The 23,931-nt window shown below is 61.9% G+C and carries 29 protein-coding genes; 12 read left to right on the top strand and 17 right to left on the bottom strand.

The annotated features are described in order from the left end of the window. The first annotated feature begins 192 nt into the window (after positions 1-192). The 6 genes from KW836_RS19930 to KW836_RS19905 are packed head-to-tail and all read left to right on the top strand — an operon-like array spanning position 193 to position 5,246. Complete coding sequence (locus KW836_RS19930; RefSeq protein WP_105239799.1) at positions 193-1,200, top strand: ABC transporter substrate-binding protein; 1,008 nt, start codon at positions 193-195, stop codon at positions 1,198-1,200. A gap of 3 nt (positions 1,201-1,203) precedes the next feature. Further along, on the top strand, positions 1,204-2,073 hold the full coding sequence (locus KW836_RS19925; RefSeq protein ID WP_370633053.1) for an ABC transporter permease: 870 nt from the start codon (positions 1,204-1,206) through the stop codon (positions 2,071-2,073). Then, entirely contained in the window at positions 2,074-2,895 is an 822-nt protein-coding gene (locus tag KW836_RS19920; RefSeq protein WP_218344546.1) for an ABC transporter ATP-binding protein, read from the top strand. 42 nt (positions 2,896-2,937) lie between these two features. Continuing rightward, a complete protein-coding gene (locus KW836_RS19915) occupies positions 2,938-3,120 on the top strand; it encodes a DUF4089 domain-containing protein (RefSeq protein ID WP_218344545.1) in 183 nt (60 codons plus the stop codon). Beyond that, positions 3,117-4,505, top strand: a complete 1,389-nt coding sequence (locus tag KW836_RS19910) for an AtzE family amidohydrolase (RefSeq protein WP_218344544.1) — start codon at positions 3,117-3,119, stop codon at positions 4,503-4,505. The genes KW836_RS19915 and KW836_RS19910 overlap by 4 nt, the downstream gene beginning before the upstream one ends. A 33-nt stretch (positions 4,506-4,538) precedes the next feature. Then, the gene (locus KW836_RS19905) at positions 4,539-5,246 is read left to right on the top strand and encodes a GntR family transcriptional regulator (protein WP_218344543.1); all 708 of its coding nucleotides are present in this window, start codon (positions 4,539-4,541) and stop codon (positions 5,244-5,246) included. A 189-nt stretch (positions 5,247-5,435) separates the two neighbouring features. Here the strand turns inward: KW836_RS19905 and KW836_RS19900 are convergent, their stop codons facing one another. Beyond that, positions 5,436-5,975, bottom strand: a complete 540-nt coding sequence (locus KW836_RS19900; protein WP_175138620.1) for an antibiotic biosynthesis monooxygenase — start codon at positions 5,973-5,975, stop codon at positions 5,436-5,438. Between the two features lie 200 nt (positions 5,976-6,175). On the opposite strand from KW836_RS19900, the gene hpxZ reads away from it, so the two are divergent. After that, complete coding sequence (hpxZ, locus tag KW836_RS19895; protein WP_105239804.1) at positions 6,176-6,550, top strand: oxalurate catabolism protein HpxZ; 375 nt, start codon at positions 6,176-6,178, stop codon at positions 6,548-6,550. Positions 6,551-6,677: 127 nt separating this feature from the next. After that, positions 6,678-7,232: an NADPH-dependent FMN reductase gene (locus tag KW836_RS19890; protein ID WP_218344542.1), complete on the top strand. Its 555-nt coding sequence runs from the start codon at positions 6,678-6,680 to the stop codon at positions 7,230-7,232. A gap of 741 nt (positions 7,233-7,973) precedes the next feature. On the opposite strand, the gene KW836_RS19885 is transcribed toward KW836_RS19890, so the two are convergent. Beyond that, positions 7,974-8,189 (bottom strand): dodecin, encoded by a 216-nt coding sequence (locus KW836_RS19885; RefSeq protein ID WP_056563617.1) that lies wholly within the window; start codon positions 8,187-8,189, stop codon positions 7,974-7,976. Positions 8,190-8,375: 186 nt separating this feature from the next. Between KW836_RS19885 and KW836_RS19880 the strand changes: the two genes are divergently transcribed. Beyond that, positions 8,376-8,894 (top strand): DUF6496 domain-containing protein, encoded by a 519-nt coding sequence (locus KW836_RS19880; protein ID WP_218344541.1) that lies wholly within the window; start codon positions 8,376-8,378, stop codon positions 8,892-8,894. A gap of 53 nt (positions 8,895-8,947) precedes the next feature. On the opposite strand, the gene KW836_RS19875 is transcribed toward KW836_RS19880, so the two are convergent. Next, the gene (locus KW836_RS19875; RefSeq protein WP_218344540.1) at positions 8,948-9,850 is read right to left on the bottom strand and encodes a LysR family transcriptional regulator; all 903 of its coding nucleotides are present in this window, start codon (positions 9,848-9,850) and stop codon (positions 8,948-8,950) included. Positions 9,851-9,963: 113 nt separating this feature from the next. On the opposite strand from KW836_RS19875, the gene KW836_RS19870 reads away from it, so the two are divergent. Both KW836_RS19870 and KW836_RS19865 read left to right on the top strand, forming a co-directional pair. Continuing rightward, a complete protein-coding gene (locus tag KW836_RS19870) occupies positions 9,964-10,758 on the top strand; it encodes an SDR family NAD(P)-dependent oxidoreductase (protein ID WP_218344539.1) in 795 nt (264 codons plus the stop codon). Positions 10,759-10,783: 25 nt separating this feature from the next. Then, a complete protein-coding gene (locus KW836_RS19865) occupies positions 10,784-11,797 on the top strand; it encodes a zinc-binding alcohol dehydrogenase family protein (protein WP_218344538.1) in 1,014 nt (337 codons plus the stop codon). A gap of 64 nt (positions 11,798-11,861) precedes the next feature. Here the strand turns inward: KW836_RS19865 and KW836_RS19860 are convergent, their stop codons facing one another. The 4 genes from KW836_RS19860 to KW836_RS27970 form a co-directional block, all read right to left on the bottom strand. Then, a complete protein-coding gene (locus KW836_RS19860; protein ID WP_175124275.1) occupies positions 11,862-12,218 on the bottom strand; it encodes a hypothetical protein in 357 nt (118 codons plus the stop codon). A gap of 67 nt (positions 12,219-12,285) precedes the next feature. Next, positions 12,286-13,188: an aldose 1-epimerase gene (locus KW836_RS19855; RefSeq protein ID WP_218344537.1), complete on the bottom strand. Its 903-nt coding sequence runs from the start codon at positions 13,186-13,188 to the stop codon at positions 12,286-12,288. Positions 13,189-13,287: 99 nt separating this feature from the next. Further along, positions 13,288-13,680 (bottom strand): YkvA family protein, encoded by a 393-nt coding sequence (locus tag KW836_RS19850; RefSeq protein WP_218344536.1) that lies wholly within the window; start codon positions 13,678-13,680, stop codon positions 13,288-13,290. Between the two features lie 163 nt (positions 13,681-13,843). Continuing rightward, positions 13,844-14,254 (bottom strand): hypothetical protein, encoded by a 411-nt coding sequence (locus KW836_RS27970; protein WP_255595997.1) that lies wholly within the window; start codon positions 14,252-14,254, stop codon positions 13,844-13,846. A 584-nt stretch (positions 14,255-14,838) separates the two neighbouring features. Between KW836_RS27970 and KW836_RS19840 the strand changes: the two genes are divergently transcribed. Beyond that, complete coding sequence (locus KW836_RS19840; RefSeq protein WP_218344535.1) at positions 14,839-15,027, top strand: hypothetical protein; 189 nt, start codon at positions 14,839-14,841, stop codon at positions 15,025-15,027. 43 nt (positions 15,028-15,070) lie between these two features. Here KW836_RS19840 and KW836_RS19835 read toward each other — a convergent pair whose 3' ends face one another. The 10 genes from KW836_RS19835 to KW836_RS19790 form a co-directional block, all read right to left on the bottom strand. After that, complete coding sequence (locus tag KW836_RS19835) at positions 15,071-15,559, bottom strand: hypothetical protein (protein WP_218344534.1); 489 nt, start codon at positions 15,557-15,559, stop codon at positions 15,071-15,073. Further along, a complete protein-coding gene (locus tag KW836_RS19830; protein ID WP_218344533.1) occupies positions 15,556-16,017 on the bottom strand; it encodes a hypothetical protein in 462 nt (153 codons plus the stop codon). The genes KW836_RS19835 and KW836_RS19830 overlap by 4 nt, the downstream gene beginning before the upstream one ends. Continuing rightward, a complete protein-coding gene (locus KW836_RS19825) occupies positions 16,001-16,462 on the bottom strand; it encodes a hypothetical protein (protein ID WP_218344532.1) in 462 nt (153 codons plus the stop codon). The genes KW836_RS19830 and KW836_RS19825 overlap by 17 nt, the downstream gene beginning before the upstream one ends. Then, positions 16,459-16,947 carry a glycoside hydrolase family 104 protein gene (locus KW836_RS19820; protein WP_218344531.1) on the bottom strand — a complete coding sequence of 163 codons (489 nt, stop codon included), beginning with the start codon at positions 16,945-16,947 and terminating at the stop codon, positions 16,459-16,461. The genes KW836_RS19825 and KW836_RS19820 overlap by 4 nt, the downstream gene beginning before the upstream one ends. A 92-nt stretch (positions 16,948-17,039) precedes the next feature. Beyond that, a complete protein-coding gene (locus tag KW836_RS19815) occupies positions 17,040-18,173 on the bottom strand; it encodes an acyltransferase (protein ID WP_218344530.1) in 1,134 nt (377 codons plus the stop codon). Positions 18,174-18,223: 50 nt separating this feature from the next. Then, positions 18,224-18,634 carry a hypothetical protein gene (locus KW836_RS19810; RefSeq protein ID WP_218344529.1) on the bottom strand — a complete coding sequence of 137 codons (411 nt, stop codon included), beginning with the start codon at positions 18,632-18,634 and terminating at the stop codon, positions 18,224-18,226. Further along, complete coding sequence (locus KW836_RS19805; RefSeq protein WP_218344528.1) at positions 18,634-19,218, bottom strand: hypothetical protein; 585 nt, start codon at positions 19,216-19,218, stop codon at positions 18,634-18,636. Before KW836_RS19805 ends, KW836_RS19810 begins: the two co-directional genes overlap by 1 nt. Before the next feature lies 1 nt (position 19,219). After that, the gene (locus KW836_RS19800; RefSeq protein WP_218344527.1) at positions 19,220-23,080 is read right to left on the bottom strand and encodes a host specificity protein J; all 3,861 of its coding nucleotides are present in this window, start codon (positions 23,078-23,080) and stop codon (positions 19,220-19,222) included. Continuing rightward, the gene (locus KW836_RS19795; RefSeq protein WP_218344526.1) at positions 23,071-23,454 is read right to left on the bottom strand and encodes a hypothetical protein; all 384 of its coding nucleotides are present in this window, start codon (positions 23,452-23,454) and stop codon (positions 23,071-23,073) included. Before KW836_RS19795 ends, KW836_RS19800 begins: the two co-directional genes overlap by 10 nt. Further along, on the bottom strand, positions 23,454-23,930 hold the full coding sequence (locus tag KW836_RS19790; protein ID WP_218344525.1) for a DUF1833 family protein: 477 nt from the start codon (positions 23,928-23,930) through the stop codon (positions 23,454-23,456). Before KW836_RS19790 ends, KW836_RS19795 begins: the two co-directional genes overlap by 1 nt. Position 23,931 lies beyond the last annotated feature (1 nt).

The following is a 23,931-nucleotide window of genomic DNA, read 5'->3' as shown; positions in this document are numbered from 1 at the left end:
GAGGACACGTTATGTCCCCTTATGTGGTGCGCCCTGCACCAACTTGGTTCATGCCGAGCACCAGCCTGAGGCGGCGTGACCCGGCGTCATGGGAGAAGCCGCCCCGCGCAAAACCTGGCACGGCTATTGCTTGATGACTGGTATGCAAGCTTGTCTACAAGCGCCCCCAATCAAGCAGCCCAGGAGCCTTACATGATCCATCGCAATGCACCCTACGCCTTCAACGCCACCCGCCGCCGCCTGATCCAGGGCGCCGCCATGGGCGCGGCGGCGCTCGCCGCCCCGGCGCTGGTGCGCGCGCAATCGGGTCCGGTCATCCGCATCGGCTTCTGGCCCGTGGCCGCTGGCCTGCCGTTCTACGCCGCGATCGAGAAAGGCTATTTCAAGGAAGCCGGCCTGAACGTCGAGGCGCTGAAGTTCGCGGGCGCGCAGCAGGTCATGGAAGCCATGCTTGCGGGCCGCGCCGATGGCAGCGCCAACGGCACGGGCTCGGCCAACCTGGCCATCGGCGAGATCGCTTCGCCCGGCCTGTTCAAGATTTTTGCGTCCAATCCCAGCAACGCCAAGAACGTGCTGGATGAGTTCATCGTCGCAAAAGACAGTCCCATCAAATCCATCGCAGACCTCAAGGGGAAAAAGGTCGGTTCTGGTCCCGGCATCCAGAATTCCACGCTGGCCAAAGCAGTCCTGGAGCGCGCCGGCGCAACGGGGGCAACCGTGGTCGAGTTGGCGATCAGCCAGCACGTCGCCGCGGTTGCCGCCGGCCAGTTGGATGCGTGCTACACGCTGGAACCCACGGGCACGGTGGGCCGCCTGAACGGCACGACCCGCGTCCTGGAGACCGGCGTCATCGCCAAGTACGTCCTGGGCGATCCGATGGCGCCGTGGTTCGGCGGCTCGGCTTCGCTGACCACCGCCTTCCTGAAGAAGCATCCCGAGGAAAGCAAGAAATTCATCGCCGCCTATGCGCGCGGCATCGAACTGATCCGCACCAAGCCTGAAGAGGCGCGCCCCTTCCTGAAGGGCTACACCGCCATCGAAGGCCCGATGACCGAGGAAGTGCCGCTGGCCGCCTACACGCTGCACAACGAGTTCACGCCCAGCGACGTGCAGTACTTCCAGAAGTTCTTCGACCTGTTCACCGACAAGGGCGTCTTCGCGCAGAAGGTCGACGTCTCGACCATGCTCTACAAGGGTTGATCCATGACCGCAACCACGGCTACGGGCGCCACGCCCGCTCCCTCCCAGGCCTCTGCCACCGCGCCGGCGAAGACGCAGCCCGCCAAGGCGCAACCGGCCATGTCCAAGCCGCCGCGCAAGTTCGACACCTCGCGCCTGCTGCCGCTGATCGGCCCGCTCGCGCTCTTTGTGGTGTGGGACCTGGTGGTCCGCCTGCAGCTTGTCAGTCCGGTGTTGCTGCCCACGCCCAGCGCGACCATCGTGGCGCTGGTCAAGGGCATGGCGGGCGGCCCGCTGCTGGCTGACTTTCTGTCGTCGCTGAACCGCACCGTTCAGGCCTTCCTGATGGCCGGCGTGATCGGCGTGCCGCTGGGCGTGCTGCTCGGCAGCAATGAAAAGGCCTACCGCAGCGTCGAGTTCCTGGTGGACTTCTTCCGGTCCACGCCGTCCTCCGCCCTGATCCCGCTGTTCCTGATGATCTTCGGCGTGACCGACATGAACAAGATCGCCATCGCTGCCTTCGCGGCCGTGCTGGTGATCCTGTTCAACAGCGCGTACGGCGTCATCAACGCCCGCAAGCAGCGCGTGATGGCGGCGCGCGTGATGGGCGCGTCGCGCTGGCAGATCTTCAAGGACGTGCTGATCTGGGAAAGCCTGCAGCCCACGTTTGTCGGCCTGCGCAGCGGCGTGTCGATGGCGCTGGTCATCGTGATCGTGGCCGAGATGTTCATCGGTTCGGACAGCGGCCTGGGCAATCGCATCATCAATGCGCAGCAAGTGCTGAACGTGCGCGAAATGTACGCCGCAATCCTGGCGGCCGGCGCGCTCGGCTATGTGCTCAACATTCTCTTTCTCGTGCTGGAAAAGCGCGTGGTTCATTGGAGCGGCCGATAAATGTCCACCGTCATCAACCCCGTCATCGCCCCCGCGCCGCCCGCCGCGCCCTTCCAGCCCGGCCCGCTGGGCACGCACATCACCATCCGCGGCCTGACCAAGTATTTCGCCGGCTGGCCGCTCTATGAAGACTTCAACCTCGACATCCCCAAGGGCAAGATCGTCTCGGTCTTCGGCCCCAACGGCTGCGGCAAGTCCACGCTGATCAACATGATCGCCGGCCTGATCCCCATCGATTCGGGCGAGATCCTGTTCGACGGCAAATCACTGGCGCAGACCAAGATCGGCTACGTGTTCCAGAACTACCGCGAAGCCATGTTCCCGTGGCTGCGCACCATCGACAACATCGCCTACCCGCTGCGCCTGGAAGGCCGCAGCAAGGCCCAGGTCGATGCGCGGGTCGAGGAACTGGTGGCGTCGTTCGACGTGAAGTTCGACCTGAACCGCTATCCATACGAGCTGTCGGGCGGACAGCAGCAGACCGCGTCCATCATGCGCGCGCTGGCCCCCGGACCCGAGGTGCTGTTCCTGGACGAGCCGTTTTCCGCGCTGGATTTCGAGATGACGCTGTTCATTCGCGAAAAGCTGCAGGAAGTCTTCCTGCAGACCGGCACGACCATGCTGCTTGTCTCGCATGACCTGGAGGAAGCGGTGTACCTGGCGGATCAGGTGCTGCTCTTGACCAAGCGCCCCACGCGCGTCGCGGAGATCCTGGACTACACGGACGCGCGGCCGCGCACGGTCGAGACGCTGTCCGAGCCAAGCTTCATCCAGATGAAGAAACTGAGCCTGGAAATCTTCCAGCGCGAAGTGCGCAAGTGATTCCACGCTATTAATCCCAAGCCAATACCGGGAGCATTCGCCATGACACAGGAAACCATCGACCAATACGTGCGCAGCGCGCTGGCGCTGTCGGGATATGCGTTGCGCGAGTCCGCCGCCGAGCAGGTCGTGCAGCAGTTCTCGCGCATCCACGACATCGCGTCGACCTTCGCCGACGAGGCGCTGCCCGTGGAACTGGAATCCGCTTCGGTGTTCCGTCCGTGACCGGCCCCGCTCACGACATCGCCCGCCAGGTCCGCAGCGGCGAACGCAGCGCCGCCGCCGTGCTGGACGCCACGCTTGCCCGCGTGCGCGAGCGCGATCCCCGCTACAACTGCTTCACGGCCGTCACGGAAAGCCGCGCGCGGCAGGAAGCCCTGGCCATCGACGCGCGCCGCGCACGCGGCGAAACGCTGCCGCCCCTGGCGGGCGTGCCGTACGCCGTGAAGAATCTCTTCGATATCGCCGACGAGGTCACGCTGGCCGGCGGGCGCGTCAACGCCTCCAACCCGCCCGCTCGGCGCGACGCGCTGCTGGTCGAACGCATGCGTGAGGCGGGCGCCGTGCTGATCGGCGCGCTCAACATGGACGAGCACGCCTACGGCTTCACCACGGAAAACACCCATTACGGCGCCTGCCGCAACCCGCACGACACCTCGCGCATCGCGGGCGGCTCGTCCGGCGGCAGCGCCGCCGCCGTCGCCGGCGGTTTGGTGCCGCTGACCCTGGGATCGGACACCAACGGTTCGATCCGCGTGCCTGCCTCGCTGTGCGGCGTCTTTGGCTTGAAGCCCACCTTTGGCCGCCTGCCGCGCACGGGTTCCTTCCCGTTCGTGGGCAGCCTGGATCATCTGGGTCCGTTTGCAAACAGCGTCAGCGACCTGGCCGCCGCCTACGACGCACTGCAAGGCGCCGATGCCGCGGACGTCGCCTGCGCGCAGCGCCCGGCGGCGCCCACGTTGCCGGCCATCGCGGAAGGCAATGGACGGCTGCGCGTCGCGGTGCTGGGCGGCTACTTTTCGGAATGGGCGGGTCCGCAGGCGCGCCGCGCCGTGGAAATCGCCGCGCGCGCCCTGGGCGCGACTGACGTGGTCGACATGCCGGCCGCCGTGCAGGCGCGCTCCGCCGCCTTCATCATCACCGCGGCGGAAGGCGGCGCGCTGCACCGCCGCCGGCTCGTCACGCATTACGACTACTACGAACCGCACTCGCGCGACCGCCTGGTCGCCGGCAGCCTCGTCCCAGCAGCCTGGGTGCAGCAGGCGCAGCGCGTGCGCCATCGCGCCTACCTCGAGGCGCTGGCCCTTTTCGACCAATACGATGTGCTGATCGCGCCCGCCACGCCCGTCAGCGCCACGCCCATCGGCGCGGACTGGCTGACACTCGCGGGCAAGCAACTGCCCGCTCGCGCCAGCATGGGGCTATTGACGCAACCCATTTCCGCCATCGGGCTGCCGGTCTGCACGGCGCCCACGTGGCCGGAACTGGACGAAGACGGCCACCTGCCGCTGGGCGTGCAACTGATCGCCGCGCCCTGGCGCGAAGCCGATTGCCTGCGTGCGGCCCACACGCTGGAGCAGGCTGGCGCGGCACGCACACGGCCGGTTTGACGTTTCCTACACCGCAACGCCTGGAGCTTCGACATGGAATCCGCATTCGCCGCCATCGACATGCCGCGCACGCTGGCCGACTCCGCTTACACCACGCTCAAGCGTGACATCCTGGAGTTCCGGCTGGCGCCGGGCGACCGCTTCACCGAAACGGAGATCGCGGACCGGCTTCAGGTCAGCCGGACGCCGGTCCGTGAGGCGCTGTTCCGGCTAGAGCGCGAAGGCTATCTGGAGGTGCGGCAACGCAATGGATGGCTGGTCAAGCCGCTGGATTTTGAAACGCTGGATCATTTCTATGAGCTGCGCAGCGTGCTGGAAGCGGCAGCGGTTCATGCGCTGTGCACGCCCGGGCAATCGCCCGATCCGCTGCTGGCGCTGCGCGCGCTCGTGGAGACGTGGCTGGTCGATGAGAGCGAGCGGTCCAGCGATTGCGAATGGCTGGCCGACCTGGACGAGCGCTTTCACATCGAATTGGTGGCGGCCGCCGGCAACCCAGAGATCGCACGGGTGCATCGGGCGGCAACCGAGCGGATCCGCATCGTGCGCCGGCTCGACTTCACCCAGCCCGATCGAATCGGCACCACGTACCGGGAACACGCCGCGATCCTGTCCGCCGTACTGGCGCGCGACGGCGCGAGCGCCGCGGCGCTGCTGCGCGCGCATATCAAGGACAGTCAGGAGGCCGTGCGCAAGATTACGTTGCACCGGCTGTACGCGACACGCCGCGCGAAGGCGGCGTGAAGGCGGGCGGGCGGGGGGCCTGCGGGGGTTGCCAAAATTCGGGCTTGGGGGCGCGCGGGCTTTCGAGCTTTGGGGGCCTTAACGCTTTTGGGCTTTGGGGCTCTCGGGCTCTCGAGCTTTTGGACTTTCGGGCTTTTGGGCTTTCGGGCTTTCAGGCCGCTCCTCGGGCGGCCGCCATGCCGGCCCGGTTCAGCTGGCGCGCAACCAGCGGTGCAGCACGCGCGTAATGACGGGAATGCAGACAAACACCATGATGGGCGTCAATATCACGCTCGTGATCAACACACGCCAGAACACCGGCAGGATGCTCAAGTGCTCGCTCACCAACACCGAGAACACCAGCAGCACCGGAAAGTAGGCCAGCCAAATGCTGACCGCCTGCTTCCAGCGCGGCGGCGTGCTGGCCTTCGGCGCAAACCACCCAGCCGTGCCGCTCACCCGATGCTCGTGACTCGCGCGCACCAGCGTTGCACCGCGCTCCAGCCACATGCGGCGTGGCAAGGACTTTTCCCACCGGTTCAGGCTGGCCTCGTCGGTGAAGCGCAGCACGATCTGATACTCATCGCCGCCTTCCGGCGGCTGCAGCACGCCAGATCCGAGAAACCCCGGAAAACCCGCCGCCAGGATTTCGCCCTGACGCATCCAGGACAGGAAATCGCTATAGCGCTCGGGCGCGATGTGGCGCGTCACCAGCATGGTGACCGGACCGGGAACGGCAGAATGAGACATGGCGGAACTCCTGGGCAGCGTGCAGCGTGTTATGCACGTTAACCCTAGCAATCCGTGTGCCAGCCTTGCGGCGCAGCATTTGCCCCTTGGCGGTGTCATTCAGCCAGAAGGCCCGAGTAATTGCGCACCGCAACACACCCCATATTGGTGATAACCCCTACACGACGCACCAGTTCGGTGCATATCGGAGATAAGCAGCAATGGACATCAATCTGCCCGACGTCTTGGCCGAAGTCACGGCCGCCGTTGAACGCTACGAAGCCGCACTGGTTTCCAACGACGTGCAAGTGCTCGACACCCTGTTCTGGAACAGCCCGCACACGCTGCGCTACGGCGCAGGCGAAAACCTCTACGGTTACGACGAGATCCGCGCCTTCCGCGCACAGCGTTCCCCGCAAGGCCTTGCAAGAGAGGTCCTGCGCACCGCCATCACCACCTATGGCCAGGACTTCGCCACCGCGAACCTGGAATTCCAACGCGAAGGCAGCACGCGCATCGGACGCCAAAGCCAGACCTGGATGCGGACGCCGCAAGGCTGGCGCGTGGTGGCGGCGCATGTCAGTCTGATGACCTGACGCGGCCATCGGCCTTGGCATGACTCGCGGCTGACGACGCCATATGAATATGCGCAATCGGCATTGAGCCCGGCCCCGTGCAGGTCTACACTGGCTGTTCCTTTTTCCCTCGTTGGAGCACACGCTCATGAGCACATACAAGATTGCAGTCTTCGTCGGAAGCCTTCGCGCCGCCTCGATCAATCTGCGCCTGGCGCGTGCGCTGGAAAAGCTGGTTCCGGCCGACTTCAAGTTCGAGTATGTGAGCCTGGGCGACATCCCGCTCTACAACCAGGACAACGAAAACAATCTGCCCGCGCCCGCCGCCAAGCTCAAGCAGCAGATCGCCGACGCGCAAGGCATCCTCTTCGTCTCGCCCGAGCACAACCGCTCGGTCCCGGCCGCCATCAAGAACGGCATCGACTGGGGCTCGCGCCCGTGGGGCCAGAACTCGTGGCCCGGCAAGGCCGTAGGCATCGTGGGCGCATCGCCCAGCGCCGCTGGCACCGCCATGATGCAGCAACACCTGCGCAACATCCTCGCCGCCGAAGGCGCCAACGCCCTCACCACGCCAGAAGTCTTCCTGCAGTATTCCGAAGGCCTGGTCGACGACCAGTTCAACATCACCAACGAAGGCACCCGCAAATTCCTGCAGGGCTGGGTGGACCGCTACGTCGACTGGGTCAAGAAATTCAACACCTGATCTGCCGCCGACGCCGGCCACGCGCAGCGTGCCGGCGCCGATCGCCCGACCTACCTCCGGGCGATCAAGCCCCTCGATTCGTCGAGGGGTTTTTTTTATCCGCGCCGCTTCGTTGTTAGACCAACTTGGGTGTCAGACACCCAGAGAGAAACTTATCCCCTTCAACTGTGGAGAAAGGTGAGGACAGCCTTGGGGCAGGTGCAAAATTCCCTGACGCGCCAAGCACTTGCAGGACGCGGTCAATAAATGCGCAATCATCCTTATGGGCGATTTCTGATGGAGTTATCCCCGGTTTTTGGCACTAGCGTCCGAGAAAGCCAGGTGTCGCGCACTCCAATGTGAATTTGTCCCCGCCTTCTGTGGAAAAGCATGAGGACAGTGTGCGCACAGGTTGAAAATCCTGTTGCATATCAACGCCCTGCGGGGCGTGGTCACGAAAGGCCCAAACGCAGTTTGTTTGGGCCTGTGTTGTCCCCGCCAAATGTGGATAAGCCTGAGGACAGCCTAGGGGGAGTCTGCAAAAAGCCTTGCAGGTCAGGGACTTGCAGCTCGCGGGCAAGAAACGCTCACTAGGCAACCGAGATGCGGGCCGCATCGAGAATGGCAGGCCTCTTGCAAAAAGCAGACAGGCTTGTCCCCATGGAATGTGGACAAGCCTCTGAACAGTCGCACAACAAGTACAGAAACCCGTTATGTGACAGTCACTTGCAAGGTGCGGTCAAGGAATGACCAGCACCGGGATCAGGAATCGCCTTCGAGGCGCATGCCGATCTTCAATCCCACCTGCCAGTGCGCCACCTTGCCGTCCTTGATGTGACCGCGCACTTCGGTCACTTCAAACCAATCCAGGTTGCGCAAGGTTTCGGACGCGCGCTCAATGGCTTTCGCGATCGCATCGTCGGAGGATTTGGTGGAAGAGCCCACCAACTCGATCTGCTTATAGACATGATTCGACATAGCTCGTCTCCGCTGTGAGGTGAGTCGTGAATCGTCGGTGCTTGGCCGTGTTCCGGCGCTTACGACCGGCAATCCATTCGAACACACAGGATACCTGCGCAGCGATAGAGTGGTGTTACGAGTTCCGTCGCGCGGTCTCGACCGGCGACGGAATCGCTTTTGCAACGCGAAGCAAAGGAGATCACCATGCCTGAACGAAAGACCATCGAACGCGCCAAGCGCGACAAGCGGGAGGGAAAGTCCGCGTCGACGCAGGCCGGCGAATTTGTGCGCGAGGAAATCGACAACGTGCGCGAAGGCAAGCATGGCGTGCGGTCCAGCAAGCAGGCCATCGCGATCGGCCTGTCCAAGGCGCGCCGCGCTGGTGTGAAGCTTGCCACGCCCAAGAAGGCCAGCGCCGAAACCAAACGCAAGGCCGAGCAGGACACGCGCGCGGCGCACGACGGCCATGCCAAGTCGAGCACGCGCTCCAAGGCCGCAACCAAGGCCCTGAAGAAGGAAAGCACCAAGCCCGCATCGAAGTCGGCGCTGTCACGCAACGCGACCAAGACGGCGAGCAAGCGCACAGCTGCGGACCGCTCGGCTGCGGCTCGCAAGGCCGCGGCGACCAAGGGTGCGGCTGGCCGCTCGGCCGCTGCCAAGAAGGCGGCGCGCACGCGTGCGGCGAACAAGCAGGCAGCGGGCGGGCATCACGCGGCGCATTGATTTGGCGAACGGCTGCGGCGTATCCCTACCGCGGCCCCCCAATTAACGCGCCGCTAACCGGCCTCGAACGCCTTGAAGCGCTCCTGCAAAAACTCCCGCAGCCGCCGCACTGCGGGGGATAGGAGCATGCGGTGCACGCACAGCAGGTACAGCGGTGACGGTTCGCTGACGTAGCCGGTCAGCAGTTCGACAAGCCGGCCCGCACGAAGATCCGTCAGCACGTCGTAGCGTGATTTGTACGCCACGCCGTGCCCAGCCAGCGCCCAGCGCCGCACCAGGTCGCCGTCATCGCCGACGCGATCGCCCTTGACCGGAATGGTGAGGCTGGTGCCGTCATGCTCGAATGTCCAGCGGTCATGCAGGGTTTCGCCGAGCACGAACGACAAGCAGTTGTGCCGCCGCAGATCCGCCGGCGTTTGCGGCACGCCATGTCGCGCTAGATAGGCGGGCGCGGCGCACACCACGCGCCGGTTGTGTTCGGCAAGCGGCAGCGCGACAAGGCTTGAGTCGTTCGGGGTGCCGTAACGCACGGCGATGTCGACCGGCTGCCGGTACAGGTCCGCCAGCCGGTCGCTGATGCGCAACTGGAAATTGACGCGGGGATGCTGACGCTGAAACTCGTCCAGCCACGGCAGCAGCACGTGGCGGCCCAGGTCGGAAGGGATCGACACCGACAAGGTGCCGGCGATGTCCGTCTTGTCGCGCGCCATGGCGTTCTTGCCAGCCTCGAGCGTGGAGATCGCTGACCGCGCGTATTCCAGATAACGCTCGCCGTCGCTGGTCAGCCGCAGGCTGCGCGTGGACCGCACAAAGAGCCGCGTTTCAAGTTCCTGTTCCAGCCGCTTGAGCGCGGCACTGGCCACCGCCGGCGTCAGGTCGAGCTCGCGCGCGGCGGCGGAAAAGCTGCCCAGATCCGTCGCGGCGACAAAGATTCTCAAATCCTCGAATCGGACCAATTCCGGCCTCATTTTCAAAAAATTATTGAAACTGCCTGCGATGCTAGCCGGTTTTTCATCGCTGCGGTGTGGGTAATCATGCATCCATTCCCCGACACGCAAGGAGTCACCGCATGAACATCGAACTGAAGGGCAAGAAGGCATTGGTCACCGGATCGTCCGGTGGCATCGGCCTGGCCATCGCCACCGGATTGGCGCAGGCTGGCGCGCAGGTCGTCCTGCACGGTCGCAATGCAAGCAAGCTGGCGCAGGCCGCGCAGACCATTTCACAGCAGGTGGCAGGCGCACAGGTCACCACCGTGCAGGCGGACCTGGCCACCGCGGACGGCGCGGCGTCGGTCAGCGCCGCGCATCCCGACGTCGACATCCTGGTCAACAACGCCGGCACGTTCACGCCCAAGTCCTTCACCGAAATCACCGACGACGACTGGCAGGCCATGATGGACACCAACGTCATGAGCGGCATCCGCCTGTCGCGCTATTACCTGCCGCGGATGCTGGCGGCCAACTGGGGCCGAATCGTGTTCATCTCCAGCGAATCCGCCGTGCAGATTCCCGCCGAGATGATCCATTACGGCGTCAGCAAGACGGCCCAGCTGGCCGTGTCGCGCGGCCTGGCCGAGCTGACTGCGGGCACCAATGTCACCGTCAATGCCGTGCTGCCGGGCCCGACGCGGTCCGAAGGCGTCTCCGACTTCTTTGCGGAAATGGCCAAGGAGCAAGGCGTTTCGCAGGAACAGATGGAGCAGGACTTCATCGCCCAGCACCGCCCGACCTCGCTGCTGCGCCGCCTTGCCACGGTGGAAGAAGTGGCGAACATGGTCGTCTACACCTGCTCGACGCAGGCGTCAGCCACCAACGGCGCGGCCCTGCGCGTGGACGGCGGCGTGGTCCGCTCCATCATCTGATCCCTTGAATCACCAGAACCCCATCATGAAAGCCATTGCCTACTTCAAGAACCTGCCCGCCGACCACGCCGAAGCGCTGCAGGACATCACCGCCCCCGAGCCCGTGCCGGGCGACTACGACCTGCTGGTGGACGTGCACGCCATCTCGGTCAACCCTGTCGACGTGAAGATCCGCGCCAACCGCAAGCCGCAGGAAGGAAAGCCCGAAATCATCGGCTGGGACGCCGCGGGCGTGGTGCGGGCGATCGGCGCCCGGACCAGCCTCTTCAAGCCCGGCGACCGCGTCTGGTACGCCGGCGCGTTGACCCGACCGGGCGCCAACAGCGAGCGCCACATCGTGGACGAGCGCATCGTCGGCCACATGCCCAAGAGCCTGGATTTTGCGCAGGCCGCCGCCCTGCCCCTGACCACCATCACCGCATGGGAATTGCTGTTCGACCGCCTGCGCGTGCTGGACAACGCCGCGCCCAGCCAGCGCAGCCTGCTCGTCATTGGCGCGGCCGGTGGAGTTGGCTCGATCCTCGTGCAGTTGGCGCGTCAGCTCACCGGCCTGACGGTGATCGGCACCGCCTCGCGCCTCGAAACCCAGGCCTGGGTGCGGGAACTGGGCGCGCATCACGTCATCGATCACACGCGGCCGCTGACCGAGGAGCTCAAGCGCATCGGCTTTGAGAACGTCAGCTATATCGCCGGCCTGACGCACACGGACAAGCACTTTGCGCAGATGGCCGAGGCGATTGCGCCGCAGGGCAAGATCGCACTGATCGACGACCCGGCCGCCGTGGACGTCCGGCTCCTCAAGGGCAAATCGGCGTCGCTGCATTGGGAATTCATGTTTGCGCGCCCGCTGCACAACACGCCCGACCTCATCGCCCAGCACGAGCTGCTGAACCAGGCCGCCCGCCTCATCGACAACGGCACCCTGCGCACGACGCTGGGCGAGCACTACGGCAAGATCAACGCCGAAAACCTGCGGCGCGCGCATGCCTTCATCGAAAGCGGCAAGGCGCGCGGCAAGATCGTGCTGGAGGGGTTCTAGAAACGCGGCGATCCCGAGCGGGATCGCGTGCGCCAGCGCGGCGCGCCGGGCGTGAACAGGCCTGTCAGGCCCGGCCTTCGCGCTTGGCGCGTGCGTGCGGATCGTTGATTTCGGCTTCCAGCTCGGCAATCAGCCACTGGAACCAGCCGTTTTCCGTGCGGGCATAGACGGCGGCCGCCGGCGTCTTGCCTTCGCGCCAACCCGTCTGATGCGCGTCCATCCAGGCGGACAGGCTCTTGTGCGGCGCCAGCAGGCCGGACAACCAGGACCACACGTAATCGGGCACGTTGCGGCGAAAGCCCTTGGCGCTGGCATAGATGGTCGGCTCCAGCGGCAGGTTGCCCGCACGAGCCAGCTTGGCCTGCGTCCGGCGCAGCGTCTCGACAGCGGCCTGCAATTGTTCGGTGCTGAGCTTTTTCACGTACGACTCCTGATTCTTGATTTGTGCGGATTATCGCCGCAGGGTGCGGCGGTTACCAAGCTGCCATTTACCTTTTGCGAGCCGGCGCAAGGCCTAATAGCAGCGTGGCGGCAAAACGCTCGCCGGGTTCCAGCACCTGCATGCCGGTGCGGGTCTCGCCAGCCGCAGCGAGGTTGAACGCGTCGGCCACGTTGGTGACCGGTTCCACACAAAGAAAATCCGCGCCCGGGGCCGTGTACACCACCAGATGCGCGAATGCCGGATCGGCATGCAGCGCCAGTTCGTGCCCATCGGGCCAATGCAGCGTCGCGCGGCCCTGCCACTGCGACAGGTACGTGTCGCAGCCCTCGGCGGACTGGCGCAATTCACGCACTGTCGTCGTTTTGCTGCCGGTGGGGAGGCCATTCTCATCCGACGGCCAGATGCGTCGGGCGTGCAGCGACACGCGCTGGGCAGTGAAATACGGATGGATGCCCATACCGCATGGCATCGGGGTGTCGCCTTGGTTGGTGATGGACAGCTTCAGGCTGAGCCCGCGGCTGTCCAGGCGCCAGCGCTGCACACACTCGAACGGCCAGGGCCAGCCCAGTACGCCAGCAGGTTGGTCGAGCACGAGGTCGACGCTATCGGGTGTCAGATTGCGGACCTGCCAGGATTGGAACAACCCGGCTCCATGAATCGCCTGCGGGCGGTTCGGCACGGACTGCAGCGCGTATCGGGCGCCGTTGAAGGTGAAGACGCCGTCGCGGATGCGGTTGGAATATGGCGCGAGCGGATAGGATCCGGCGCGAGGCCATTTGCCGGCGGGCCATTCGGTGGCGGTCAGGGGCACGATCCAGTCGTGAGCGCCGGTGGAGAGACGCGTCAGCCGCCCGCCCCCGTCTGGGGCGAATTCGGCTTGGTGGTCGCCGCTGGAAATGGTCACCCTCTCGGTGGCGTCCAGCTCGGCAGGAACAGCAATATCGGACATGGGGGTTGAAACTCCTGCGGCGTCCACGTGCGCCACGAGGGGGGATTGTGCCCGGCGGGGCAATAAGGCTGCAAGTTGGCGGGATCGTGACGCCGGCGGCTAGTCTCTGGCGGACCACCACAGCCATGCCGCCGCGGCAAAGGCTGCCCAGGCCGCAACGATCAATATCGCGCCGAGGACGCTCCGGGGCTTTGCACCCTTTTCTCGCATCCATTCATCAGCGTGCTGACGGCAATCCGAGATGACATCCGAAGGAAGGAGTTTGATGGTCAGCCAGATCAGGACGGGGAGCAGCAGGACGTCGTCGACGTATCCCAGCACCGGGATGAAATCCGGAATCAGGTCGATCGGGCTCAAGGCATAAGCCACGACCAGCACGCCGAGCGCCTTCGCGTACCAGGGCGTTCGCGGGTCCTTGCCGGCAAACCATAGCGTGACGCCGTCACGCTTGATTCGTTTGGCCCAGGTCTTCAACTTTTCGCTTGTGGTCACGGATGGGCAGACCGTCTGGATAACGCGCCAATTGTATTAGCCGGCATGCGGATCGGCGGGGCTTGCCAACGGTAAGGGTCGCTGCAGATCACGGCGCGGCCGCTGGCTCGTCTGACGCTTGAATGTGCCTGACACTGGACGGAAATGTTTAACAAGTCGCTTGTCAGATGCTGAGCCAAGTCGCCAGCGGCGACAACGACAGCAGCACACCAGCCCACGCTACCTTGCTGCCATCTCGGTGTATGGCATAGACGCCGGAAGCCACGCCGGGAAGCCCGGGGATCAATTCGAAGATGATGTACGGCCAGAGTCCCTCGTGCATCACCACCCACCAGTGCAACCAGGCAGTAGCAATACCGCAAATCAGCGCAAGGATGCTGTAGAAGGACCAACCCAAATCGCGCAGCATGCTGATTCCCTTCTGCTGGTTAATGCTGTTGCCTCGCTTGGTTAGCGAGCAATCGTACCCGAACAGCGCAAACGCATCCGCGAAGGTGATCGTATCTGCAAGCGTATCGGCTAGATCGCCCGGCATGGTTGTGAACGTACGCTCGATCTCAATCTGGCCCTTCATTGCCCGCTGGAGTTCGACGGAGTCAAAAATCGAGGGATTTCTGTTCCAGCCACCGTGCACACGAACCGCCCGCCCATCCGAAAAATCGCAACCCGCCGCCAGATCGTCCCGCCCCAGCTCAGCAACCCCTTCCCCGCCCCGATACAATCACGGGCATGAATTCCGCACTGCAAAACACCGCCGCCGACGCCCACGCGGGCCATACCCCCATGATGCAACATCATGCGCGATAGTTCACCTAACGCTTTGACTTTCAACAGGTAATTGCGATACACGTCTAATATTCTGTGCCCGCTTAGCACCCCGTAAGCCCGCATGTTTCCTAGTCGATTCTGCGAGTATTAGACGCAAGAAATGTCCTACTTCACTCCCCTATCCGAGCGCCCCGGAGGCTGCTGGACCTGTACCCACTGGCACGGTGAAACAACCGACCAGGGGCGCAGGCCGTACTGCCGCCGTGAACCAGACTACAAGATAGCCCCCGCGCATCCAGACGATGGGTGCGGGTCATGGGTGCGGGAGATTGGGGCAGATGATGAGATCAATCTATCCAAGGATCGCGGGCCCAAGGAGATCGAATAAGTATGCTCGAAACCTACACAACGCCCGACGATTATCAGTCCCCGGATTGGGGTGATTGCGGGAAAGCGCATGAATGGAAGAACTACGTTACCGAGGAAGTTCGAGGTATGTGGCACACTTTCTCAGACGAATTGAAAAAAGCGCTAGCTCGCCAATCCGAGGCCATAGCAGATATAGAGGAATGGGATTAGTCGTCCATCCCGGGCCAGTCGCACAGCCTTGCGCCTAGCTTGACTAGGGTCGGATCTTCGCTGCCGCCTGCGCCCAAGCGTCGGCCTCCCTCAATCCGTCGATGGCTGCGTCAGCGTCTCTTGCCAGCGCTGCATATTCGTCCGTGCACGCTTTGAGAACGTCCCAGGCTCGGGTAGCGGCTTGCTCAGAGATGCCGGCGCGGGCGGCAGCCTGGGCGGCTCTGGCACGCTGGGTGGCGATGACGTCGCGCAAGCTGCCAGCAGCATCGTTAGCAAGATCGCGCTCGGCGTTCGAAAGGCGGACGTCTTCATTGGCTTTCTCCAGGCGGCCCGTGTAATCAGCCACCATTTCCTGTTCCTGGCGCCGGTACTGCGCCTCGATCTGGCGGGCATTTGCAGCCGCTTCCAGCAGCGTTTGATTGACTCCCGCTCGGTACTGACTCGCGCCGTACCACCGCACACCAAGGCCGACGGCCAACAGCACCCCGGCACCAATCAGATAGGGAAGCGCGGTTCGCAACAGCGGATTCATGGCGTATTCAACCAGTCAGGCACTCTTGCGGGCGGCGCTGGCGGCGGTGACAGGACTTCATCCACCTTCTTGACGACCGTGCTGGCCGACTTTGCCGCGGCTGTGGCCTTCGTCGCTGCCGTACTGGCTTTGGTTGCGGCCCCCCTGGCAGCTTTGATAGCCCCTTCGGCAGCTTCAGCGGCCTGGTCCACTCTGTCAGCCGCCTGCTCTGCCGTCCCGGCGGCTCGGCTAACAGTGGCGGATAGGGCAGCCAGCGCCTGACGATAGTCCTCGCGCTGCTGACGATTCACTTCAGCCTGTTCCGATAGTGCCAATGAGGCACTTTTCCACGTGACCAGACTGCCCAACGAGTACCCGCCGCCGAAGATTGTCGCCACCAGAACGATGGCATACAGCCCACGAAGTGCGCGCGCCAATTTCGGGTGCTTGCACAGGCACCATTCATGCAGCTTTTCCACGTACCTCTCCCTGTAATGCACGCACCTGAGCGGTCAGTTCGGCAATCAATGTGTTCTGCCGCTCTATCGTCTGGGCTTGATAGGCCGTCCGCTCATTCAGCGCAGCCAGCTCGGCTTGCACCTTGGCAAGATCTAGATAGAGGTCGTTGCGCTGCTTGTAGGCCTCATTTGCGGAAGCTCGAGCCGCTTCGGCTGCTTGGCGCTCGACCGCCAACTGAGCCTCAAGCCGTTCGATTGCGTCCTTCTCGGACTTCGCACCGGCCATGGACACAGCCATGCGAGCCATCAAGATGGGCAAGACCTTCCACATGGCGCCGCCGCCAAGCAGCGCCGCGACCAGGTATCCGACGATCTGGGAAAGCGTCAGCGGCTCGCCGGCCGCCGCTGCGCTCACCGCATCCGCACCCACTACGGACAGCATGAATCCCAGGTTCTCCTGCATCATGCCCCCGCGAGCGTGCCGCCGGCGCGCACGTAGGCTTCGCGCAACCGCTCGATCTTCTGCTCGTGCTGGCCGTACCCGGCGCCAGGCAGCGAGGCCCAGATGTTGCGCACCTTCGACACGGCCTCATCAAACCGGCCGGCCTGGATATCAGCGATCGCGCGCCGCTCCTTGAGCTGCTGGACGGCGTAGCGGTCCTGGGACAGCGGCCCAAAATCGGGAAGCTGCAGCAGCGCCTTGTAGTGCGGCCAATAGCGGTACAGGATCTGGTAGCGCCCCGCCGCAGTGGACGACAGCGAGGCGTTCAGCTTTACCAGCACGTTGGGGTGGTCGTCGTAGCCCGCGAACAGCTTGCCTCCCACCAGCACGTCGTAGCCGTCATCCTTCGTCGGCTGCCGGTGGTCGTCGGTCCCCTCGGACACCGCCAGCATGTCCAGGAACGCCAGTACGTTGCGCCCGCCTGCCTCTTTCTCGCTCACCCTTGCCATGATTTGCCTCCCTTGCAGGCATAAAGAAGCCCGCCAAAGCGGGCACGAAAAAGCCGCCCGAAGGCGGCTCGCTTTTGGTCGAAAAGTATCCTCTACGCAGCTCTCGCGCTGGGTCCCCCGAAAACGCGGCGGTTCAAGAAGCTCCGTAACGGCGAACGGAACGGGCGCTCGATGAATTCAAATATCAAAGCTGCGCCAACGATTGAGATAAGCCAATAGGCTGCATAAGCGGTCATCAAGTTGGCTTTCAACCATGGATCGAAATAGGCGAGCATGACCCGCAGCACGAGCTGGTGCAGCAAGTAAAGGGAAAAGCTGATTTCTCCGAGGTAGACAAGCGGTCGAAACCCGAGAACCCTCGAAACGAAGCCTCGCTCTGCAAAAAAAACAACTAGGCTCGCTGCAAAAATAACCGTTGGGCCTGTTACCAAAATCCATAGAGCCAGCTGAGGGTGAGAGGTCCAGAGAACGGACCTCGCCAGCCAGGCGGTGAACACCATGCCGGCCACCATAGCTGCCAAAACAGCCGCTTCCAGCGTCGTTGCTCGAACCACGTCCAGTCCCTTCAAGGCGCTTACGAAGCGAGTTGCTAAGGGATAGGCCGCCATGCCAATGAAGAATTCAGCCACTCGGCAGAGTGGCGATATGTAAAGAAGTCCCCACGCTGAGACCGGGACTCCCTCACTCACGCTCATATCGGCCATCGCGGCAACAGAGACGTTCGCAACGACCACTAGAGCGGCAACTCCAAGCAGATACCAAAAACTCCGTCGTAAGAGCAGCAGAGCGAAAGGGAACGCGAGATAAAAAATCATCTCCGCCGAAACGCTCCAGGCCACCCCGTTAAAAGAGAAATAGAACCAGCTCGACGGGACCAACGACTGAAGCATCAATAGGTTAACGACCGCCCTAAGAAAGTCGTAAGCCGTATTGATGGGAGTCAGAGCGAGAATAGCTATGAGGCCCGTGAACGCATAGGCGGGCCATAGACGTGAGATGCGCGCTGAAAGAAAGGTCCAGTAATCTTTCTTCGCGTTTATGGTCCCGTAGGAGTGGACCAGGACGAACCCAGAAAGAACAAAGAAGAACGAGACCGCATTACGGAGGTCGAAGACATGGATAGAAATACCAAAAGTCTTCATCCCGTGCCCGAACACGACCAACGCCGCAGCAAAAAAGCGCAGCGAGGTCAGGCCATCTATCTTCCTCGTTCCAGACACGTTCATTCAGGGCTTCCGAGCGTTCAAGCAGGCTAGTTCACCCCAAAAATTTGGGGCTAACCTACTGTTGGCGCGAGCAATTCATCTCGGCGCGCCGATGTTACAACGCCCTCATCGACAAGTAAATTTAGCGTCATCGCGACACGCGGGTCATCCAGGTCGACGTACTGGGCGGCAATTAGCATGTCAAGCCCGAACTGGACGGCCAGGTTGTCATGCTGACGAGCCGCGGCGTACTCTTCAGTCGTGAACTTTTGCAGGTAGTCCAGCGAGGAAAAGACCGTGACAGGCACAGGGCTAGGATCCACCGGTTGTGGGGCCTCTCCGGGGACAAGAGTTTCGGGAACGCTGATCAGAAGGCTTCCGCTTACGTCGAAGAAACGGTATACGCCATCAATCAAGCGAATATCGTCGCTCTCAGCAAACTGCCAAGGGCTTCCCGTTTCCGTGTCGATAAAAGTTTTCATTAGCGCAACTCCCTCCAAATCGTTCCCGTGATGCTGCCGATGTTCTGCACCACGTAGGTAGATCCTGCAGGAACCACCATATTGAGAACCAGCGACCCCGTGGAACCGTCCCGTGTGCTGTATGCCGCATCGAATCCGTTTATTCGGCCCACGATTCCACTGCTAGTGGTTGTCCCTGTCGTGGAGACATAAACGACAATGGGCTTGCCAGTTGAATTGGTGTACGTGGTCGCGATGGCACGGCTTGCAGTGACATCCTGCAGCGTCTGCCCGACGCCAAATGTTTGGGACTGAACCACCACATCATCCGAGGCGGCCGATGGTGCGGCCTTGAACGTCAGAGAGGCGCTGCCATAGCTTAAAAGCGCCCCTTCAACGACCCACGCCGAATTCGCGTCGTTGCGCCGCTTGATGAGCATGTTGCCGGTATCGGCCCAAGTCATGTAAGGCCCGGCGAAGGCCGCCGGATCTACGCTACCCGCAAAGTCAGTCGCGACTGTCTCCAGAGCAGCGTTCAGATCCTGTACTAGCTTGAGGCCAGGCAGGGGCGGCGTTGTTGAAATTACGATAGCTTCTTGCGTCATGTCAGTACCCTTGTGCCAACCAGTTGATTACCCGTTCGACGGGCGTCACGTTGTTAAAAATCTGGACGTCAAAACCTAAAAGTGGGTCCGTGGTTTGCCGAATTTCGACCCGATCCCCGCTTACCGCGTCCAACTCGGTGACTTGCAGGTTCGGCTTAGCGTGGAATGCTTTGCCATAAGTGACGCGCATACCCGCGGCTGGGACAGTGAGACCGGTCCCCGTCTGCACCAGGTCCGGCACATCAACAGTCCATGAGAAGTGACGCACGAACGGCACGATTAGCGGATCGTCGGTCTGAAGAACGAGCCGGACGCGGAAATACCGCGCGTTCACTGTGCCGGGTATGTAGTCCTGCCAGTCGCCGAACACCCCATCGTCCTGAGCGAACTGGATCTGCGGTATTACCTGATAGCGTTGGCGGTTCGAATCGTTGAGGATGTCCGATTCCTCTAGGACATCCACAATCGACAGCACATCCTCGCCAAAATTGAGCGCGTACTCATCAATACTGAAGTCGATTCGAACAGGCGTCGCGTACCCGATGTCGATTATGTTCGAATCGTTGGTGGTGTAGATGCCTCCGGATTCCACCCCGCCGAACCACAAGACATCTTCGAGGCTAAGCACGTCTAGGGCAGACAGAATGTCGCCCATCCCCCTCAGCGTCAGTTCGCCATCGTGGATGAACGCCCCGCCTTCTAGCGAACCAGTCCATGCCGGATCTTCGTGGATAGTCGCAAGGACATTTCGGACTAGCACCGCTCCTGTGATCTGAAGACTGTCCGCGGGGCCGTAGATCGTTTGAGAGCCAAACCTGAAGCGCGCCGCCACAAAGTAAAGCCCGTTGCCGACCGCAAGCATATCCAAGCCCTGCGTGGTGCCGACCGTTCGCGAGTTTGCCCAGGAGCTACCTATCCTCACCTCGTAGTCCGGCTGTCGGATATCCGTCACCCGGTTCCAGATAAGGGTTGTCAGCCCATCGCGGAACACACTTGTCAACCCCGTAACCGCTGGCAGGGGAGCCAGAAGGCCTGTTACCGTGTACTGGCTTCGAAACGGCGCCCCGAGGCCAAGCAGATTGACCGGCCGGACGGTGACCACTATCAGGTCGCCCGTCTTCGCGGAAACCGTGATGTTGCGTTCGGTCGTGATGATGGGCTGGAGCGCGACGCCCGCCACTGAAACGTTAACTTGAACCTTAGTGGCAGCAGAAATAGACCAGTTGATCTGAACGTCAATGTCATCGTTAGCGACGCTCCGAATTGCTTCGGAGAACGTCACATTGAACACAACGCCGTTGAGCAACCCTCCATCTCTCGGCGGCGTGTACTGATACGGATTGTTCTCACTTGCGTAATAGCCCGGGTCATCGTCGATTGCCGTAAATTTCACCCCATCAGCGGACGGCTCCACAGAGGTAATCTTGAAACGACGCCCAGGAGTTTGAAGCGGGTCAAACTGCCACACCCAATCAAGCGAGTTGATATCCTCAAAGCCTGGATCCCCCGGCATCGGGAACCCGGCAAGGTCCGAAACGATGGTGAATTCGGTCACATCGCCCACTGCCGAAGTGACCGATACGACTTTCATTCTGCCTCGAGGATCACGCAACAAGGCCACGCCTGTGCCATCGGACGGAACCGCGGAATCAAGCACAACTCTAGGGAGTGCTCCGCCGACGGCACCCCTACTACCCGGCATCATGCGACCTGAGTATCCCCAAACAGTCAAGTCGTGCGTCAGGCGGATCACGTCACCCTTAGACGCCACATAACCTTCGATGTCGGTCTCAAACGAAACCCGCCGGCGGTGCCAGACCTGAGACGCTGCAAGCAGATTCGCTTCGCGGCTCGCCATGTCCAGATTCGTGCAACCATCCAGATCTAGCTGCAGCGGATTGGTAGTCGTAGTCGCGCCGGGAACGCGTACACGCACCTCATCCATCAGCCAGTTGCGATCCGCGTTAACAAAGTTCAGAACGATCTCGTCGACCGTCCCTTCGTTGAGATATGCAATCTGAAAAGATCCAGCTTTGATGTTGAACGGCCCGAATGTGGCCACTTCAGGAAGGTTCGCGGCATCCCAAACGACGCCAAGTTTGCCGGTGTGCTGGGTCTTCGCTGCACGTCCCGCTCGGGCGATCATGTCCAGCACGTCGGCTGAACTCATCTTCCGATCCAACACATAGTTGAACGTCAGGCGGTTTGCATCGCACCACGCGCCCCAGGCCTTGATACCCTCAATGTCAATCTGAGCATCCGTCAGCCCGCACCCGAAGACTCTCGATCCGTTCGGAGCAAGGCGCCCTTTTGCGTACCAAAGGAACCACCAGGCCGGATTGCTTGTCGGCCCAAAGACCCATGCCGATCCGTTCCAAACATTGCACCGAGCGACAGCAACCGCGCTAAATTGATCGACTTGGCCGTTTAGTTGACCGGTCGCCTTGATTCGCAACGCAAATCGACTTTGTCCGGTGTAGTCCGCCTCATCCTGCTGAAAGGCGAGAATTTGGGAAACAGCAGTTTCATTCGATTCCCGGGAATCATTGATATCGCCGGTCACCTTCCGCACGCGGATTTCGAACTGCCCAGGCGGGACGTTCCAAGTCACCTCTCTACGGGTTGGCTCCTGCCGAGAACCAGTCATCCTGAACCCTGGCGCCGCCGGGGATAACAGTGGATCAGGAGCAACCCCAACCCAGGGCTGCCCCAACTGAAAGGGATGCGGTTTCCACTGCCATTGGCCGGAGATTAGTGCTCCGGTGACAGGATCGATGTCTGACCATGATTCTCCGTCCGTATGGTCGCCAAAATTGGTGGAACCAAATCCAATCTGTACCCTCGATGGATAGACGACTTTCGACCAGTAGTGGGTCGCATATACAGCGTCGATGTACCCAAGCTGGTTCCAGGGACCGCCACTGGCATAGCGGTATTCAATCTCAACGTCGACGGACCTAGACGCCATAGACCCATCATCATTCACCCGGAAAAGGCGAGAAGCCAGCTCGACCGAGAGAGTGGTGACGCCAGGCGACGTGGTTCTGCTACGCCATCCATCGGCGGAAGATATCGTGAACCCCTGAAGCGTGTCGACGTTCCCAGGAAACAGGCTCACTCGTCCATATAAATCAGCAACTTGGGCCTGCACACCGGAATAGTTGTAGATCGACGTCTCGCCAATCTTCGGATCTTCAATGATGACTTCCCAGTTCTGAAGCCCAAAATTGAAGATTTGATTCAGATACTGATCGTCCCCCTGCTGCTGCGTGAACGGAATCGCGCTCAAATCCGGTACTACCCGGTGGCGTCCAAAGACCAAAAGCATCGGCTCCCAAGGGCGTGCCTGGTTACGGCCTCCTTGGATGGCGTAGGTGGGACTAGATTCGTACTTTTCTCCAACACCAAGCTTCGCTGCGGTAGGCATCGGCATTGGGAGCAATGCGTTAATAAGCATCGTCCCGGCCAGCATTATCATGCTGCTGCCGATGGCACCGGCTGTTGCTCCAGTGAACCCAAGAGCGCCGCCTAGCGCAGCGCCGTAACCGGCACTGACAACTACTAAAGCTACGAGCGCAACTGTCCGAAGGATCTTGCCAGCCCCGCCGCCGCCCTCCATCTTGGCACGGATCAGAATCTGATCCCCAGTCCTAGGAATCAACCGCTTCCACAGCTTAGCGGGGACCGGGTATCCGTTGTGCCAAACGTGCATAGGCGCGTCTAGTACGCGAACGCCAACCCGAGACAAATAAGCTTCGAGGGTTTCACCGGGCAGGAACGACGCATAACTGACTACCTTGCCGGCGGGCGTGATCGGGTTCGGCAGGTGGACGAGAGAAGGCTGCGTATCCACTACTTCCATTTGTAAAAGCCTTCCAGTTTGAAGTGAATCCGAGTCATGTCACGGAGGCGTTGCCTGATGACTGAGCCGGCAGTCTGGTCCGCGTGTAACACCCACCATTCATGCGCAAGCCAGCACATCACCCCGATATGGCAAAGTCGGCCGCGCCCAATAAATAGAGCGGGACAGCCATCAAAGGGCTGGTCAATCCGGTCGGCGAGTTCGTCGCGATGCTGGAGGATTTGCGTCGTCTGATCGCGCAGCGTCAACGCGTGAGAAGTTGGCAAATTAGGCACCGTGCCGAATTCCGCTTCGGCAACTTTGGCCGCCAATGCGGCGCAATCACCTGTCACGGGGACATACGCCACGCCGACGTACTTATCTGACCAATGCATTACCAAAGACCCGGTGAAGTGAGCGGATCGAACCGCACGGCAACCGCCGTTTGTCCCAACGTGTTTTGGAACCCGAGCAGACCGCTCACTGTCATGTTGTCGATCACTAGACCGGTCAAGTCCATGGTCATATCGAACTCAATCACATTCGGGTCACTGCGCAGCACCTGAATGATTCGGCATCGGGCTCCTTTACCGCCACGGCTGTATTCAAGCCATTGCGTTAGCTCTCGTCCCACGTTGTCGACCTCCAATCGCGCTTGAGGCAACTGTTGGTCCTTGTCATCCGGCAGAGCGACCCGAAATGCAGTCGCAAAAAACTCACTGCCTTGAATGAGGATGTTTTGGGTGTCGTTAACGAACCGTGCCGGGGTCGTCAGATCCGTGTGAAGGATTTCAATAGCAACAAGGAACGGCTCATCCGGACTGGTCGATAGCAGGTTCTCCCGTGCCGCGTTGGAGTAATTTGCCGGCATA

This window comes from Achromobacter sp. ACM05 (assembly GCF_019218915.1).
Classification (GTDB): domain Bacteria; phylum Pseudomonadota; class Gammaproteobacteria; order Burkholderiales; family Burkholderiaceae_B; genus Achromobacter; species Achromobacter animicus.
The sequence above is the reverse complement of the archived record's forward strand: the minus strand, read 5'-3'. Positions and strand labels throughout refer to the sequence as shown.